Raw genomic sequence first — 15,313 nt, 5'->3', positions numbered from 1 at the left:
TCTGGGGAAGGACAACCCGATGACCGACGTCGAGGAAACCACCGCGACTTTGCCGCTGGCCCGGAAATGCCCGTTTTCGCCACCGCCCGAATACGAGACGCTTCGCGAGAAAAGTCCGGTTTCCCGGGTCGGTCTCCCGTCCGGGCAAACGGCTTGGGCACTCACCCGGCTCGAAGACATCCGCGAAATGCTGAGCAGCCCGCATTTCAGTTCCGACCGGCGGAATCCGGCGTTCCCGCTGCTGGTGGCGCGCCCGGTCCGCCAGGAGGACGATGCGTTCCGGCCGTCCCTCATCGGGATGGACCCGCCGGAGCACAGCCAGGCCCGGCGTGACGTCGTCGGGGAATTCACGGTCAAACGCATGAAGGCGTTGCAGCCGCGGATCCAGCAGATCGTCGACGACCATATCGACGCCCTGCTCGCGGGCCCCCGGCCCGCCGATCTCGTCCAGGCGCTTTCCCTGCCGGTTCCGTCACTGGTGATCTGCGAACTGCTCGGCGTCCCCTATTCGGACCACGATTTCTTCCAGGCGTGCAGTTCCAAGATGCTCAGCCGGGAGGTCAGCCCCGAAGAACGGCAGACGGCGTTCGAGAGCCTCCGGAACTATCTCGACGAACTCGTCACCAAAAAGGAAGCGGACGCCACCGAGGACGACCTCCTCGGCCGCCAGATCCTGAAGCAGCGGGAAACGGGCGAGGCCGACCACGCCGAACTCGTCAGCCTGGCGTTCCTGCTGCTCATCGCCGGACACGAGACCACAGCGAACATGATCTCGCTCGGCACGGTGACCCTGCTGGAGAATCCCGACCAGCTGGCGAAGATCAAGGCGGACCCCGGCAAGACCCTCGCCGCCATCGAGGAACTCCTGCGGGTCTTCACGATCGCGGAAACGGCGACCTCACGCCTCGCCACGGCGGACGTCGAGATCGGCGGAACGCTCATCCGCGCGGGGGAAGGCGTCGTCGGCCTGAGCAACGCGGGCAACCACGACCCGGACGGCTTCGAGAACCCGGACACCTTCGACATCGAACGCGGCGCGCGGCATCACGTCGCCTTCGGGTTCGGGGTGCACCAGTGCCTCGGCCAGAACTTGGCGAGGTTGGAACTCCAGATCGTGTTCGATACGTTGTTCCGGCGAGTGCCGGGCCTCCGGATCGCCGTTCCGGTCGACGAACTGCCGTTCAAGCACGATTCGACGATCTACGGCCTCCACGCCCTTCCGGTCACCTGGTAGGAGGAGCCATGAAGATCATCGCGGACACCGGGAAATGTGTGGGCGCGGGCCAGTGCGTACTCACCGATCCCGATCTGTTCGACCAGAGCGAGGACGACGGGACGGTCATCGTCCTGAACGCCGAGCCCGAAGGCGAAGAGGCGGAAGAGAACGCCCGCACCGCCGTCCATATTTGTCCTGGGCAGGCATTGTCGGTCCTGTGAGACGTGGGGCTCGTGAGTGGTGAGGACGGCTAGGGCCAAGGGTGTTCCAGGTACCTACGGCTGGGCCGGGACCGGAACACTCACCGGCAGCCCCACCAGGCACAACGAGGGCGCGTGAAGGCCCCTCAGTACATGATGGCCCCCTTCCTGTACCTAGGCGCAAGGAAGGGGGCCTTCATGTACTTCGAGCGACCAGCGTGCCGGTACCCGAGAGGGCCGGGGTGGTCGTGAGTGGTGAGGACGGTTCTAACCGTCCTCACCACTCACGAGGCTGTTACTTGACCGCGCCCATCGACAGCCCCCGCACCAGGTGGTTCTGCGCGATCCAGCCGACGATCATCACCGGCAGCGACGCGAGCAGCGCGGCGGCGGACAGCTGCGCCCAGTACAAGCCCTCGCTGGTGATGAACCCGACCAGGAACACCGGCACCGTTCCGGCCCGCGCGGCGGTGAGGTTGACCGAGTAGAAGAATTCGGTCCACGAGAAGATCACGCAGATCAGCGCGGTCGCGGCCACCCCCGGCGCGACCACCGGCATGATGATCTTCCGGAGCAGCACCGGCAGCGTCGCGCCGTCGATCCGGGCGGCTTCGATCATCTCGTGCGGCACCTCCAGGAAGAACGACCGCATCATCCAGATCGCCAGCGGCAGGTTCATCGAGGTGTACAGGATGATCAGCGCCCACACGTTGTCCAGCAGCTGGGTGTTCTGCGAGATCACGTAAAGCGGGATGATCGCCGCCACGATCGGCAGCATCTTCGTCGACAGGAAGAAGCCGAGCGCGTTGCTCGTCCCCTTCACCGGCGCCAGCGAAAGCGCGTACGCCGCCGGGATTCCCAGCAGCAGCACGAAAAGCGTCGAAACGACGGTCACGAACGCCGAGTTCGACAGGTACGGCAGGAAGCCGCGTTCGAGCACGCCCGCGAACTGGTCGAGGGTCGGGGTGAAGAACAGCCGCGGCGGATCGGTGTAGGCGTCGGCCTCCTGTTTGAAGGCCGTGAGGATCATCCACAGCAGCGGGAACACGAACAGGATGGCGATCACCCAGGTCGCGACCGTCAGCGCGCCGGGGCCGAAGCGGCTTTTCATTTCGCGCCTCCCTGGACCGAGAACGTGCGGAACATCAGCCGCAGCGCGAAGGTCGCGACGATCATCGTCAGGATCACGACGATCACGCCCATCGCGGACGACTGCCCGATGTCGAAACCTTGGAACGCCCGCTGGTAGATGTAGAACGGCAGGTTCGTGCTGGCCGTCCCCGGACCTCCTTGCGTCATCAGGAAGATCGCGTCGAAGCTGTTCACGATGTAGATCGCGCCCAGCAGCGTCGCCAGCTGCAGGAACCGGCTCAGATGCGGCAACGTGATCGCGGTGAACGTCCGCCAGCGGCCGGCGCCGTCGACCGACGCGGCTTCCAGCACGTCCTTCGGCTGGCTCTGGAGCCCGGCCAGGATCAGCAGCATCATGAACGGCGTCCACTGCCAGACGACCTGGGCCATCACGGCGGCCAGCGGGAACTCCGAAAGCCAGTCGACGTCGGTGCCGAACACGAAGTGCAGCAACCCGTAGGTCGGATCGAACATCGTCGTCTTCCACAGCAGCGCGCCCGCCGCGGGCAGGATCAGGAACGGCGTGATCAGCAGGGTGCGGACCACGCCGCGGCCGAGGAACTTGCGGTCCAGCAGGATCGCCAGCCCGAGGCCGAGCAACAGCGAGAAGAACACGCACACGACCGTCAGCACCACGGTGTTCAGCAGCGCCCCAAGGAACGTCGAGTCGGCGAAGACGTCGATGTAGTTCCGCAGCCCGACGAAATGCCGCGAGCCGGGACGTACCAGGTTCCACGACTGGAACGAGTAGAACACCGTCAGCACGAAGGGCAACTGCGTCACGGCGACGACGAACAACAGCGCGGGCAGCAGCGGCAGCCGTCGTTTGAACGGCGTATCGGTGCCGCGCTTCGGAGCCGCCTTCTTCGCATGGGCCGGCTCCGGACGGGCAGGAGCGGAGATCGTGGCCATCACTGCACCTCCTGATACGACTTGCCGACGGTCTGCGCGTACTCCTGCGACTGTTGGAGTGCTTCGTCCACGGTGATCTGGCCGGCGATCGCCGCCGAAAGCTGCTGGCTCACGCGGGTGCCGAGATCCTGGAACTCGGGGATGCCGACGAACTGGATCCCGGGGTAGGGCACCGGATTCGCCATCGCCTTGCGCTGGTCGGCGTCCGCGATCCCGTCCAGCGTCGGCTGCGCGTAGGCCTTGGCGGCCTCACGGTACTGCGGGATGTCGTAGGTCGATTTCCGCACGCCCGGCGGGACACGGTTCCAGTCGCCGAATTCCCGGGCGACCCGCTGCACGTACGCCTTGTCGGTCATCCACGCCATGAACTTGAAGGCCGCTTCTTTGTCCTTCGCCACCTTCGGGATCGCCAGCGCCCACGTGTAGAGCCACCCGCTCGACTGCGTCTTCTCCACCGGCGCCGGGGCGTAGCCGGACTTCCCGACGACCTTGCTGGCCGACGGGTCCTCGTTCGTCCCCGCCATGACCGTCGCGTCGTACCACATCGCCGCCTGGCCCTGCGTGTAGCGCGTGCCGCATTCGGAGAAGCCCGCGCTCGACGCGCCGACCTCGCCGTGGTTCCGCACGAGGTTCACGTAGAACTCGGCGGCGGCCTTGAACTCGGGGCTGGTCAGCTTCGCGTTCCAGTCCTTGTCGAACCACTGCGCGCCGAAGGTGTTGGCGACCGTGGTGAACGGCGCGAGGCTCTCGCCCCAGCCCGGCTTGCCGCGCAGGCAGATCCCGGCGATGCCCTTGGCCTTGTCGTCGAGTTTCGCGGCGTACTCGGCGATCTGCGTCCAGGTCGGCTTGGCGGGCATGGTGATCCCGGCCTGCTCGAAAAGATCCTTCCGGTAGGCCAGGAACGACGACTCGCCGTAGAACGGCACCGCGTAGAGCGATCCGTTGTGCGACAAGGACTCCTTGATACTCGGGATGAAGTCGTCCGCGTCGTAGGACGGGTTCGCGGCGATATGCGGGCCGAGGTCTTCGAGCCAGCCGTTCGCGGCCCACTGCGGCGCCTCGTAGTTGCTGATCATGACGACGTCGAACTCACCGCCCTCGGTGGCCGTCGACGCGGTGATCTTCGCGCGTGCCTGGTTTTCGGGCAGGGACACGAATTTGAGGCTGACGCCGGGATTCGCCTTCTCGAACTCGCCGGAAAGCTCGATGGCGTCCTTCATCTGCGGGTTCGCGACGATCGCGACGACGAGCGTCCGGTCACCGGTCCCGAGCGCGCCCGCTCCGGCGCAACCGGTGAGGGTCAGCAGAAGAACCCCGAGCAGAGCGGCTGCTTTACGCACCTTCGCCTCCCGGTATGACCTGCACCTTCAGGCCGGCGCCGCTGCGCATGAGGGCGAGAGCGTCGGGGTACTGCTCCAGCGGCAGGGTGTCGGTGAGCAGCGCGGCGGTGTCGACGGCGCCGTCGGCGACCAGGTCGAGCGCGGTGCCGAAGCTGTTCATGACGGCCATCGAGCCGACGACGGTGATTTCGTCGTTGTAGATCCGGAAGGGCGAAAGCGCGACGCGTGCTTCCGCGGGCGCGACGCCGAAGACCAGCAGGCGGCCTCCGCGCTGAAGCGAGTCGAAAGCGGCTTCGATGGCGGGCGCGGCGCCGGTGCAGTCCGCAGCGGCGTCGAACTTCTCGTCGTCGAGGTCTTTCACGTCACCCGCGACCGCGGCCGCGCCGAGGTCCATGGCACGGCCGAGCCGTGAGGTGTTGCGGTCGACCACCGTGACGTGGGCGCCCGCGCGCTGCAGCAACTGCTGCATGATCAGCCCCATCGTGCCCGCGCCGACGACGAGGAACCGCTCCCCCGCCTCGACGCCGATCCGGCGCACACCGTGGACCGCGCAGGAGACCGGCTCGACGAGGGCGCCCTGTTGCCAGGTCATGGTGTCCGGCATGCGGTAGCAGTTCGCCGAGGGAACGGCGACGTACTCGGCGAAGGCGCCGTCGACGGTGTCGCCGGTCGCGTTCCAGTTCTCGCAGAGGTTGCCGCGGCCGGACCGGCAAGGCTTGCAGTAGCCGCAGAACAGCGACGGGTCGACGGCCACCCGGTCGCCGACCTGCCAGCCGCCCGGCACGTCCGCGCCGAGTTCGACGATCTCGCCGGCGAACTCGTGGCCGGGGACGATCGGATAGGGCGTCGGCGGGAAGTGCCCGTCGGCGATGTGGAGGTCGGTACCGCAGATCCCGCAGGCACCCACCTTGACGACGACCTGGCGATCCCCCGGTTTCGGGTCGGGTACCTCGCCGACCCTGATCTCCCCGGGCTTGTCCACGATCGCGGCACGCATGCCAGCTCCTCTTCTCTCCGCTCAAATGAGCGGGCCGGGCCTATGCTTCGGACTGCATGTCCAGGCATGGTGAACTTTTCCCTGGTGTTACGTCAACCTTTCGGGTTGATTTCGCGATATAGTGCTCATATGAGCGCGAAGAAGCAGGGTCTCGGCCTGGTGGAGTCGCTGCGCCTGGCCGCGGTGGCCCGGCGGTTCTACGAACAGGGCGCCTCGAAACTCGAGATCGCCGAAGAGTTCGGGATCAGCCGGTTCAAGGTCGCGCGGATGCTGGACGCGGCCAGGGAAAGCGGCGTCGTCCGAGTCGAGTTCCGGCTGCCGGCGCCGGTCGACCTCGTGCTCTCGGAGGAGATCCGCGCGGCGTACCGGCTCGACCGGGTCCTCGTGCTCGAACGAGCGCCGGAACCGGAATCCCGCGAAGTGGCGCGGCGCAAGATCGGCACGCTCGCCGCCCGCCTCCTGACCGAGATCGTCACTACCGGCGACGTCCTCGGCCTGTCGTGGGCACGTTCGGTGAACGCGATGACCGACGCGATCGAGTCGCTGCCGAAATGCCCGATCGTGCAACTGTGCGGGGTGCAGGCGGGGATGGACATGCGGGACCGGTCGGTGGAGACGGTCAGCCGCGTCGCGTCGGTGTCCGGCGGCGAGCCGTACCCGATCTTCGGCCCGCTCGTCCTCCCCGACCGCCGCACCACCGAAACGCTGCGCAGGCAGCCCGGGATCGCGGAGACCTTCGGGCAGTTCAAGAACCTGACCAAGGCCGTCGTCAGCATCGGCGCGTGGAAGCCCGAAGAGTCGACCGTCTACGACGCCCTGGACGAGGCCGAACGGAGCGCCATAGCGAAACGCGGTGCCAAGGCCGAGGTTTCCGCGCGCCTGTTCGACGCCGACGGAAACCCGATGTCCACCGGCCTGGCCCACCACGTCCTGGCCATCAGCGCCGAGGACCTGCTGGCCGTTCCCGAAGTGATCGCGCTGGGCTACACGGAACCGAAGGCCGAAGCGATCGACGCCGTCTTGCGCTCCGGCATGGTCTCGACGCTGATCACCGACGCCGCCGCGGCCGTCCCGCTGCTCAAGCTGGCCGAAGCCCGCCCGCTCCCCTAGTTGTTGCTGAAGGACGCTTTCACCGCGTCTTGTGCGGTGAAGGGCGCTTTCGTCTCATCGCATGCGGTGAAAGCGTCCTTCAGCTCCTCGCCTCGTCCTGCGCTGCCATCACCTCGTCGCCGTGCCTGAACGCCCACTCCCCGAAGGCTTCGATGGGCGCCAGCAACGTGGTCCCGAGGTCCGTCAGCGAGTACTCGACCTTCGCCGTCCGGCCACAGTCGCGCCTGCTGACCAGCCCGTTGAACTCCAGCCGCCGGACCGTCTCCGTGAGCACCTTCGTGCTGATCCCGCCGAGCCGTCGCCGCAGTTCGGCCGGCCGCAGCGGCCCTTCGCGCAAAGCCCACAGGACGACCGGGTTCCACGTGTTCGCCATCAGGTCGAAGGCCAGCCGGGCACGGCAATCGGCGAGGAAGACGTCGTTCATCGGACCTCCGGTAACCAATCGGTACCCGCACGGCTTTCTACGGTCATGGGGTAACTCGATCTTAGGGAGCGGCACATGCGTATCGGAATCTTCGGCGCGGGCGGGATGGCGGAGGCGCTCGGCGGCCAGTGGGCCGAGGCCGGGCACGAGGTGATGGTCGCCGCCCGCGACCGGGCCAAGGCCGCCAGGATCTCGCCGCGCGTGGGGACTTGGGAGGAGACCGCCCGCGCCAGTGACGTGATCCTGCTCGCCGTCCCCGCCGCGTCGGTGACGGAAGTCCTTGCCGCCGCAGGGGATCTCGCCGGGAAGGTCTTGATCGACTGCACCAACGCGGTCGGCCCCGGCGCCGTGCTCACGGTTCCCGACCAGGCGGCCCGGATCGCCGCCGCCGCATCGGACGCGCACGTGGTCAAGGCGTTCAACCTGTGCCACGTGGACGTCTGGCGGATGACGCCGCCGGTGTTCGGCGGCCGTCCCCTGGCGGTGCCGATCTGCGGCGACAAGGTCGGCGAAGTGAGCGAACTGGTCCGCGACATCGGGTGCGTTCCGCTGGTCGCGGGCGGCCTCGACCGGGCCGCGCTGATGGAGGCGACGATGGCGTTCATGGTCGGTCTCTGGTTCGACGGCCACGACGCCCAGGCCTGCTTCCCGCCCCTTCCGGTGTGATTTCAGGGTCGTCCCCGATGTGCCGGACCGGGCGGTCACGCGAGCCTGTGCGGCATGGGGACGAAGACCTGGCGGCAGCTGACCGTGTGGCTGCACGTCGTCACTTCGGTGGGCTGGATGGGACAGGCGCTGGCGCTGTTCACCCTCCTGGCGATCGGCCGCGCGAGCGAGGACGGCGAGATCCGCGTCGCCGCGACATCGATGGCGCACGAGATCGACACGTTCCTGCTGGCGCCGCTGGCCAACGCGTCGGCCTTCACCGGTTTCATGCTCGCCGCCGCGACGGCGTGGGGCTTCGCCCGGCATTGGTGGGTGCTGGCGAAGTTCGCGATCACGCTCGTCCAGCTCTACGCCGGGATCTTCCTGCTGTCCGGTGCTTTGCGGGATTCCGTGGGCAGTGATCCGCCGCCGGTGGCGCTGGTCGCGGGGACCGCCCTGATGGCGAGCGCGCTCGCGTTCCAGGCGTGGCTTTCGGTGGCGAAGCCGTGGGGCAAGGTCCGCTCGGGCGCGAAACTGCCGACCGCGCCGACGTGGGTGTTCGTCGCCGCGGTCCTCGCGCCGCTCACCGACATCACGGTGGGCCTGCTGCTGGGCTATCCGCTGCCCGCGTTGTCGCTGATCGTGCTGGTCGTTCAGCTGGTCCGCCGCCGGCGGCTGCTGCTCGTCACCCGGCCGAAAGTCCCAGCTGGTCCACCGCCGTGATCCGGATGACCGCCGAGCCCGCCTCGTCCGAAGCCGCCAGGTCGACCTCCGCGCTGATGCCCCAGTCGTGGTCGCCCGCCGGATCGTCGAAGATCTGCCGCACCCGCCAGATCTCCTTCTCCTGCTCGATGATCAGCAGCTTCGGCCCGCGTGCGTCCGGCCCGATGCCGAGCGTTTCGTGCTCGTCGAAGTAGTCCTCGATGGCGTCTTCCCACGCGTCCGCGTCCCAGCCCGAAGCGGCGTCCAGTTCGCCGAGCGTCCCGTAGGCACGCCGCGACGCCAGCTCCACCCGGCGGAACAGTTCGTTGCGCACGAGCACGCGGAACGCCCGCTCGTTCCGCGTGACCGCGGGCGGCTCGGACGGCGGCCGCGTCGAAACCGGGCCTTCCTCTTCGGGATGCCGCAAGGCTTCCCACTCGTCGAGGAGACTGGAGTCGACCTGCCGCACCAGTTCGCCGAGCCATTCGATGAGGTCCTGCAACCCCTCGGTCTTGGCCTCGTCCGGAACCGTGTGCCGCAGTGAGTCGTAGGTGTCGGTGAGGTACCGCAGCACCAGCCCTTCCGAGCGGGCCAGCTGGTAGAAACCGATGTACTCCACGAAGTTCATCGCGCGCTCGTACATGTCGCGCACGACGGATTTCGGCTTGAGCTCGTAGTCCTCGACCCACGGATGCCCTTGCCGGTAGCGGGAATACGCCGCCTCCAGCAGTTCCTCCAGCGGCTTCGGGTACGTGACGTTTTCGAGCAGTTCCATCCGCTCGTCGTACTCGATGCCCTCGGCCTTCATCGCCTGCACGGCCTCGCCGCGCGCCTTGAACTGTTGCTGTGACAGCACCGGACGCGGATTGTCCACAGTGGATTCCACAATGGACACGACGTCGAGCGGATAGGACGGCGAGTCGACGTCGAGGAGCTCGATCGCCGCCAGCGCGAACGGCGAAAGCGGCTGGTTCAACGCGAAGTCGAACTGCAGGTCCACGGTGAGCCGCACGATACGGCCCTGCTCGTCGGGCTCGTCGAGCCGTTCCACGACGCCCGCCGCGAGCAGCGCGCGATAGATCGCGATCGCGCGCAGGATCAGTTTCCGCTGGGCGGGACGGTCGGAATGGTTGTCCTCCAGCAGATGCCGCATCGAGTCGAACGCGTTGCCCGGCCGGGAGACGACGTTCAGCAGCATCGAGTGGCTGACCTGGAAACTCGACGTCAGCGGCTCCGGCTCGGCCGCGATCAGCCGGTCGAAGGTGCTCTCCGTCCAGTTGACGAACCCTTCGGGCGCCTTCTTGCGGACGATCTTCTTTTTCTTCTTCGGATCGTCGCCCGCCTTCTCCAAGGCCTTGGCGTTTTCGACGACGTGGTCCGGCGCCTGCACGACGACATAGCCGTCGGTGTCGTAGCCCGCACGGCCCGCGCGGCCGGCGATCTGATGGAACTCGCGCGCCTTCAGATGCCGTTGCCGCACACCGTCGTACTTCGTCAGCGCGGAAAAGACCACTGTGCGGATCGGTACGTTGATGCCGACGCCGAGCGTGTCGGTCCCGCAGATCACCTTCAGCAGCCCGGCCTGCGCGAGCTGCTCGACCAGGCGCCGGTACTTCGGCAGCATGCCGGCGTGGTGCACGCCGATCCCGTGCCGGACCAGCCTCGACAGCGTCTTCCCGAATCCGGCCGAGAAGCGGAAGTCGCCGAGCATCTCGGCGATGGCCTCCTTCTCCGCCTTCGAGGTGACGTTGATGCTCATCAGCGTCTGCGCGCGCTCGATCGCCGCGGCCTGCGAGAAGTGCACGACGTAGACCGGCGACTGCCCGCCGTGGAGCAGCTCGGACATCGTCTCGTGCAACGGCGTCAGCGCGTAGCGGAAGGTGAGCGGCACCGGCCGCTGCGCCGAGGTGACCACCGCGGTCGGACGGCCGGTCCGGCGGGTGAGATCTTTTTCGAAGAACGAGACGTCGCCCAGCGTCGCCGACATCAGCACGAACTGCGCGTTCGGGAGCTCCAGCAGCGGCACCTGCCAGGCCCAGCCGCGATCCGGCTCCGAGTAGAAGTGGAACTCGTCCGCGACGACCTGGCCGACCGGCGCGTCGGCACCGAACCGCAACGCCATGTTCGCCAGGATCTCCGCCGTGCAGCAGATGATCGGCGCGTCGGCGTTCACCGCCGAGTCACCGGTCATCATCCCGACGTTCTCCGGGCCGAAGATCTCGATGAGCTGGAAGAACTTCTCCGAGACGAGCGCCTTGATCGGGGCCGTGTAGTAGCTGCGGCGGCCGTGCGCGAGCGCGGTGAAGTGCGCCCCGACGGCGACCAGGCTCTTCCCGGACCCCGTCGGCGTCGACAGGATCAGGTTCGCTCCGGAGACCACCTCGATGATGGCCTCTTCCTGCGCGGGGTACAGCTCCAACCCGCGCTCGGCCGTCCAGGTGGAGAAGGCTTCGAACAGCGAGTCGGGGTCGGGATCCGCAGGCAGGAGGTCTGTAAGTGTCATCAGAGGACCTATCGTGCCATCCGTTGGTCGCTTCTTGCCCAGGGGTGATCGCGCCCTTCGCCGGAAACCCGTAGGCTTCGCGGTACCGCGCACCTATCGGGCAGCATCATCCGGTCGCGCGCACACAGGCGGTAATCCGAGAGGGCTTAGGAATGGCACAGGACATCATCCCGATCGAACTCGGCCTGCCTCAGGGTGACGTCGTCACCCTCTGGGCGCCGCGCTGGCGGGAAGACGGCGAGGAGTGGGAAGCCTTCCTCGGCGACGAGGAAGACCTGTACGCCTTCCCGGACGCCGCGCATCTCGCCGCCTTCGTACGGACCTCCGAGCAGCACGACCTGCTCGACCACCCCGCGTGGGAGGTCGTCCCGGCGCTCAACGTGCCCGAGCTCATCCCGGACGACGACCACACCTACGACCTGGTGGGCGTCCCCGAGCTGGTCGCCGAGAAGCCGGACCAGTGGACGCTGGGCGAGCTGGCCGAGATCATCGGCATCGTGCGTTCGCTCGCGGACGTGTGCGAGCTCGAAGAGGTCCACGAAGTCCTCGACGCGCACGAGAGCTTCTCGCTGCTGGACCAGGGCACGCTGCCCTTCTCCGGTCGCGACGGCGAGCGCCTCTGGGCGGACCTGTCGCAGGCGGTCTCCGAGAAGTGGGACACCGTGCTCGACGCGATCGACGGTCTGGTGACCGTCCCCGACGTCGACGAGAAGGTCCTGGAGCAGACCGCGGAGGAGCTCGCGACCTTCCTCGCGGAGTCCGCCGAAGCCGAAGCGGCCGCCGTCGACGAGGACCTCGTGGACGTCGACGACGAGGACGAGGACGACGACGAGCCCGTCGGCTTCTGGGGCGAGGTCGGCATCGACCCGATCAAGATCATCACCTCCGGCACCGAGTACTACACGCTGCGCTGCTACCTCGACGACAAGCCGATCTTCCTCGGCAGCGAAGGCGAGATCGACGTCTTCACCTCCGAGAAGGCCCTCATCCGCGCGATCGCGGACGGCAAGGACCTGGCGGGCAACGACCTCGCCGAAGTGTCCACTTGGGACGAAGTGACCACGAAGGCCACCGCGGGCGAGCTCGAGATCGAGGTCGACACCGAGAACACCTACGTGCTCAACGGGATCGCCGAGGACATCGCCGAAGGCCCGGAGTCGATCGACCCGACCCAGCTGGAGCTGGCCGTCGAGCTGATCACCGACGCCGCCGAGTGGGCCGACGACGACAGCGTCGAAACCGCGCTGGCCGCCAACGAAAGCCTCGGCTGGCTGGTGTCGTTCGTGCTGCGGCCGGACCCCTCGCGCCTCGAGCCGAGCGCTCCGTTCGACGCCGAGCAGTCGGAGTGGCGCAAGCTCGTCGAGACCTTCGAGAACAGGTTAGCTGTCGCGCGCTGACGAAAAGCGCGCCGAAGGGGCGTCGTTCCGCTTCAACGTTCAGTTGAGTGGAGAGGCGCCCCTTCATCGCGTTTTCGTGGGCCTTCGGCCCGAAAGAGGGCGCGCGAGGTGAAGTCTCTCGTCGCGCTGGCGCGCTTCCGAGAGACGGTCTGCCGGTCACGTTGAAGGCCCCTCAGGTTCGTTCTGAGGGGCCCTTTTCATGCTTGACGGGCACGACTGCCACGGCGAGCATCGGGAAGACCGCGGCCACGCAGAACGCCAGGGCGTACCGCGAATCACCGATCACGAGACCCAGCAGCGGCGGCGTGAGTGCCGCGGCGATGTTCTGGCCGGTGTTCTGCGTGCCCATCGCCCGCCCCGCCCACGCGAGCCCGGCCATCTCCGCCGACGCGGTGAACCCGAGCCCGTTGTCGGACACGGTGATCACCGCGGCCAGGACGAGCGCGAGCAGCACCAGCCACGGCCACGTCGCGTCCCCGAGCGCGACCAGCAGCATCACCGCGGCGCTCGCGACCGCCAGCTGACGCATCGGCCGCAGCCTGCTGCCGGCCCGGTCGGACCAGTACCCCGACGCGATCCTGCCCAGCGCACCGAGGATCTGGACGGCGCCGACGAACCAGCCCGCGGACGCCGCCGTCCAGCCGTGCACGGTCACCAGGTACACGGGGGTGAACGCGGAGACCGCGAACTGCGGGACCACGAGCAGCGCGCTCGCGCCGTGGACCCGCCACAACGCCGGCCTCCGGTACGGCGACGGCGGTTTCTCCGTCTTGCCCGCTTCGACCTCCGGGCGCGGCGGATCGACCAGGAGCCAGGCGACCAGGAGCGCGACACCGATCGCGGTCAGCGCGGGCAGCAGGAGCGAGACCTGGAAACCCCAGCGGTCCGCGAGCGGCGGGAGCCCGAAGGCCGCGACGCCCACCCCGAGCGGCTGGGCCATCTGGCGGATGCCCATCGCGAGGCCGCGTTCGGCCGGGCCGAACCAGCCGAGGACGGCCCGGCCGCTCGCGGCGTTCACTGACGCGGTGCTCGCGCCGGCGAGCAGGAACACCCCAAAGAGGGTCACGAGCGAGTGGTCACCGACGGCCGCGTACACGAGGAGTAACCCCGAGACGCCGAGCCCGATGGCCATTACCAAACGCTCTCCGTAACGGTCCGCGGCCGCACCCCACAGGATCAGGGTGAACAACAGGCCAAGGCTCGGCGCCGCGACCACGGTCCCCGCTTCGGCGAGCGAGAGCCCCTCCGCGCGCTGCATCGACGGCACCAGGAACGGGATCCCGTAAAGGAACGAACAGCTCGCGGTCTGCGCGGCGAGGCCGAGCGCGAGGATGAGCCAGCGTCGTTTGCCGCCAATCCTCACGTCCACGACCTGCGCCATCTTCGCCACCGTTTCACTATATGGGAACTAACTCCTACATAGTGAACAATAGTTGGCTATGCTAACGAACGCAAGGACGCATAGCCTGGCTTGATGACCGTGTTGATGATGTCGAGCCGCTGGTCGAAATCGAGGAAGGCGGATTTCATCGCATTGATCGTGAACCACTCGAGATCGGCCACCCCGTAGCCGAACGCGTCGCTCAGTGCCGCGAATTCGCTGGTCATCGAGCAGCCGCTCATCAGCCGGTTGTCGGTGTTGACGGTGACCCGGAACCGCAGCCTGGCGAGCAGGCCGAAGGGATGTTCGCCGATCGAGCGCGCCGCTCCCGTCTGGACATTGGACGTGGGACAGATCTCGAGCGGGATGCGCCGGTCGCGGACGTAGGCGGCCAACCGTCCCAAATGGACCGTGCCGTCGCTGTCGGTCTTGATGTCGTCGACGATGCGCACGCCGTGGCCGAGCCGTTCGGCGCCACAATGCTGAATCGCCTCCCAAATGGACGCGAGCCCGAACGCCTCACCGGCATGAATGGTGAAATGCGCATTATTCGTCCGCAGGAACTCGAATGCGTCGAGATTTCTGGTAGGCGGAAATCCGTCTTCCGGCCCGGCGATGTCGAACCCGACCACACCGGCGTCGCGGTAGCGGACGGCGAGACCGGCGATCTCGAGCGCCCTGGCGTGCTGGCGCATCGCGCAGAGCAACGTCCCGACGCGGATCCGGCCGCCGTCGGCCGCCACTCTCCGTTCACCTTCGGCGAACCCGGCCTGTATCGCCTCGACCACCGCATCGAGTGACAGTCCGCGTTCGACGAAGAGTTCGGGGGCATAACGCACCTCGGCGTAGACGACGCCGTCGGCCGCGAGGTCTTCCACCGCCTCGGCGGCCACTCTGACCAGCGCTTCCTCGGTCTGCATGACGCCGCACGTATGCGCGAACGTCTCAAGGTACGAGACGAGGGAGCCGGAATCGGCCGCGTCGCGGAACCATCGGCCGAGTTCGACGGGATCGCTGGTCGGCAACGCCTGATACCCGGTCTGTTCGGCGAGTTCGGCGACCGTGGCGGGCCGCAATCCGCCGTCCAGGTGGTCGTGGAGGAGAACCTTCGGAGCGCGGGCCAGTACCGCCTCCGGGATGCTGGGTCTGCTGCTTTCAGAGGACATACGTAACGGTAACCAGCCTGTCATTCCCCTACATGGTGGTAACTCGTACGCTCTGGTTAACCCTCGGCTTTGTCGATCACGGGCTGAATCGGCCATCAGGGGCAGAGCTCGGCATTGTCCGATACCCGGGGGCCATACGCAGAGCAATTTCGCAATGGATAAGCTTCACGTCACGTCCCTCCCATTTCC

14 protein-coding genes are annotated in these 15,313 nt (G+C 67.4%); 6 read left to right on the top strand and 8 right to left on the bottom strand.

The features are described 5' to 3' along the window. The first annotated feature begins 19 nt into the window (after positions 1–19). On the top strand, positions 20–1,234 hold the full coding sequence (locus DMH01_RS27565) for a cytochrome P450 (protein ID WP_125680109.1): 1,215 nt from the start codon (positions 20–22) through the stop codon (positions 1,232–1,234). Positions 1,235–1,242: 8 nt separating this feature from the next. Next, entirely contained in the window at positions 1,243–1,437 is a 195-nt protein-coding gene (locus DMH01_RS27560) for a ferredoxin (RefSeq protein WP_125680108.1), read from the top strand. A gap of 274 nt (positions 1,438–1,711) precedes the next feature. On the opposite strand, the gene DMH01_RS27555 is transcribed toward DMH01_RS27560, so the two are convergent. From DMH01_RS27555 to DMH01_RS27540, 4 genes are read right to left on the bottom strand one after another with little or no spacing between them, the layout of a single operon-like run. Then, on the bottom strand, positions 1,712–2,527 hold the full coding sequence (locus DMH01_RS27555) for a carbohydrate ABC transporter permease (protein ID WP_125680107.1): 816 nt from the start codon (positions 2,525–2,527) through the stop codon (positions 1,712–1,714). Continuing rightward, positions 2,524–3,459 (bottom strand): carbohydrate ABC transporter permease, encoded by a 936-nt coding sequence (locus DMH01_RS27550; RefSeq protein WP_037332403.1) that lies wholly within the window; start codon positions 3,457–3,459, stop codon positions 2,524–2,526. Before DMH01_RS27550 ends, DMH01_RS27555 begins: the two co-directional genes overlap by 4 nt. Beyond that, entirely contained in the window at positions 3,459–4,799 is a 1,341-nt protein-coding gene (locus DMH01_RS27545) for a sugar ABC transporter substrate-binding protein (protein ID WP_125680106.1), read from the bottom strand. Before DMH01_RS27545 ends, DMH01_RS27550 begins: the two co-directional genes overlap by 1 nt. Next, positions 4,792–5,796 carry a zinc-dependent alcohol dehydrogenase family protein gene (locus DMH01_RS27540; protein ID WP_125680105.1) on the bottom strand — a complete coding sequence of 335 codons (1,005 nt, stop codon included), beginning with the start codon at positions 5,794–5,796 and terminating at the stop codon, positions 4,792–4,794. The genes DMH01_RS27545 and DMH01_RS27540 overlap by 8 nt, the downstream gene beginning before the upstream one ends. 129 nt (positions 5,797–5,925) lie before the next feature. Here DMH01_RS27540 and DMH01_RS27535 point away from each other — a divergent pair, with 129 nt between their 5' ends. Next, positions 5,926–6,906 carry a sugar-binding transcriptional regulator gene (locus tag DMH01_RS27535; protein WP_125680104.1) on the top strand — a complete coding sequence of 327 codons (981 nt, stop codon included), beginning with the start codon at positions 5,926–5,928 and terminating at the stop codon, positions 6,904–6,906. A gap of 79 nt (positions 6,907–6,985) precedes the next feature. Here the strand turns inward: DMH01_RS27535 and DMH01_RS27530 are convergent, their stop codons facing one another. Continuing rightward, positions 6,986–7,330: a helix-turn-helix domain-containing protein gene (locus tag DMH01_RS27530; RefSeq protein WP_125680103.1), complete on the bottom strand. Its 345-nt coding sequence runs from the start codon at positions 7,328–7,330 to the stop codon at positions 6,986–6,988. A 75-nt stretch (positions 7,331–7,405) separates the two neighbouring features. Between DMH01_RS27530 and DMH01_RS27525 the strand changes: the two genes are divergently transcribed. Together DMH01_RS27525 and DMH01_RS27520 are read left to right on the top strand one after the other, a co-directional pair. Next, the gene (locus DMH01_RS27525; RefSeq protein WP_125680102.1) at positions 7,406–7,996 is read left to right on the top strand and encodes an NADPH-dependent F420 reductase; all 591 of its coding nucleotides are present in this window, start codon (positions 7,406–7,408) and stop codon (positions 7,994–7,996) included. 54 nt (positions 7,997–8,050) lie between these two features. Continuing rightward, entirely contained in the window at positions 8,051–8,698 is a 648-nt protein-coding gene (locus DMH01_RS27520; RefSeq protein ID WP_125680101.1) for a hypothetical protein, read from the top strand. On the opposite strand, the gene DMH01_RS27515 is transcribed toward DMH01_RS27520, so the two are convergent. Continuing rightward, positions 8,661–11,180 carry an RNA helicase gene (locus DMH01_RS27515; RefSeq protein WP_125680100.1) on the bottom strand — a complete coding sequence of 840 codons (2,520 nt, stop codon included), beginning with the start codon at positions 11,178–11,180 and terminating at the stop codon, positions 8,661–8,663. The genes DMH01_RS27520 and DMH01_RS27515 overlap by 38 nt on opposite strands. 152 nt (positions 11,181–11,332) lie before the next feature. On the opposite strand from DMH01_RS27515, the gene DMH01_RS27510 reads away from it, so the two are divergent. Continuing rightward, complete coding sequence (locus tag DMH01_RS27510; protein WP_125680099.1) at positions 11,333–12,577, top strand: primosomal protein; 1,245 nt, start codon at positions 11,333–11,335, stop codon at positions 12,575–12,577. 172 nt (positions 12,578–12,749) lie between these two features. Here DMH01_RS27510 and DMH01_RS27505 read toward each other — a convergent pair whose 3' ends face one another. Continuing rightward, complete coding sequence (locus DMH01_RS27505) at positions 12,750–13,958, bottom strand: MFS transporter (protein ID WP_125680415.1); 1,209 nt, start codon at positions 13,956–13,958, stop codon at positions 12,750–12,752. Positions 13,959–14,014: 56 nt separating this feature from the next. Next, on the bottom strand, positions 14,015–15,124 hold the full coding sequence (locus tag DMH01_RS27500) for an adenosine deaminase (protein WP_125680098.1): 1,110 nt from the start codon (positions 15,122–15,124) through the stop codon (positions 14,015–14,017). Positions 15,125–15,313 lie beyond the last annotated feature (189 nt).

Origin of the sequence: Amycolatopsis sp. WAC 04182, from assembly GCF_003947465.1 — a bacterium.
GTDB lineage: Bacteria > Actinomycetota > Actinomycetes > Mycobacteriales > Pseudonocardiaceae > Amycolatopsis.
This window is presented reverse-complemented; position numbering and strand designations above follow the sequence as displayed.

Excerpts from the sequence above, each read along its gene's own strand:
- DMH01_RS27565 (WP_125680109.1), top strand. The coding sequence starts at position 20 with ATGACCGACGTCGAGGAAACCACCGCGACTTTGCCGCTGGCCCGGAAA.
- DMH01_RS27560 (WP_125680108.1), top strand. The coding sequence starts at position 1,243 with ATGAAGATCATCGCGGACACCGGGAAATGTGTGGGCGCGGGCCAGTGC.
- DMH01_RS27555 (WP_125680107.1), bottom strand. The coding sequence starts at position 2,527 with ATGAAAAGCCGCTTCGGCCCCGGCGCGCTGACGGTCGCGACCTGGGTG.
- DMH01_RS27550 (WP_037332403.1), bottom strand. The coding sequence starts at position 3,459 with ATGGCCACGATCTCCGCTCCTGCCCGTCCGGAGCCGGCCCATGCGAAG.
- DMH01_RS27540 (WP_125680105.1), bottom strand. The coding sequence starts at position 5,796 with ATGCGTGCCGCGATCGTGGACAAGCCCGGGGAGATCAGGGTCGGCGAG.
- DMH01_RS27535 (WP_125680104.1), top strand. The coding sequence starts at position 5,926 with ATGAGCGCGAAGAAGCAGGGTCTCGGCCTGGTGGAGTCGCTGCGCCTG.
- DMH01_RS27530 (WP_125680103.1), bottom strand. The coding sequence starts at position 7,330 with ATGAACGACGTCTTCCTCGCCGATTGCCGTGCCCGGCTGGCCTTCGAC.
- DMH01_RS27525 (WP_125680102.1), top strand. The coding sequence starts at position 7,406 with ATGCGTATCGGAATCTTCGGCGCGGGCGGGATGGCGGAGGCGCTCGGC.
- DMH01_RS27520 (WP_125680101.1), top strand. The coding sequence starts at position 8,051 with ATGGGGACGAAGACCTGGCGGCAGCTGACCGTGTGGCTGCACGTCGTC.
- DMH01_RS27515 (WP_125680100.1), bottom strand. The coding sequence starts at position 11,180 with ATGACACTTACAGACCTCCTGCCTGCGGATCCCGACCCCGACTCGCTG.
- DMH01_RS27510 (WP_125680099.1), top strand. The coding sequence starts at position 11,333 with ATGGCACAGGACATCATCCCGATCGAACTCGGCCTGCCTCAGGGTGAC.
- DMH01_RS27505 (WP_125680415.1), bottom strand. The coding sequence starts at position 13,958 with ATGGCGCAGGTCGTGGACGTGAGGATTGGCGGCAAACGACGCTGGCTC.
- DMH01_RS27500 (WP_125680098.1), bottom strand. The coding sequence starts at position 15,124 with ATGTCCTCTGAAAGCAGCAGACCCAGCATCCCGGAGGCGGTACTGGCC.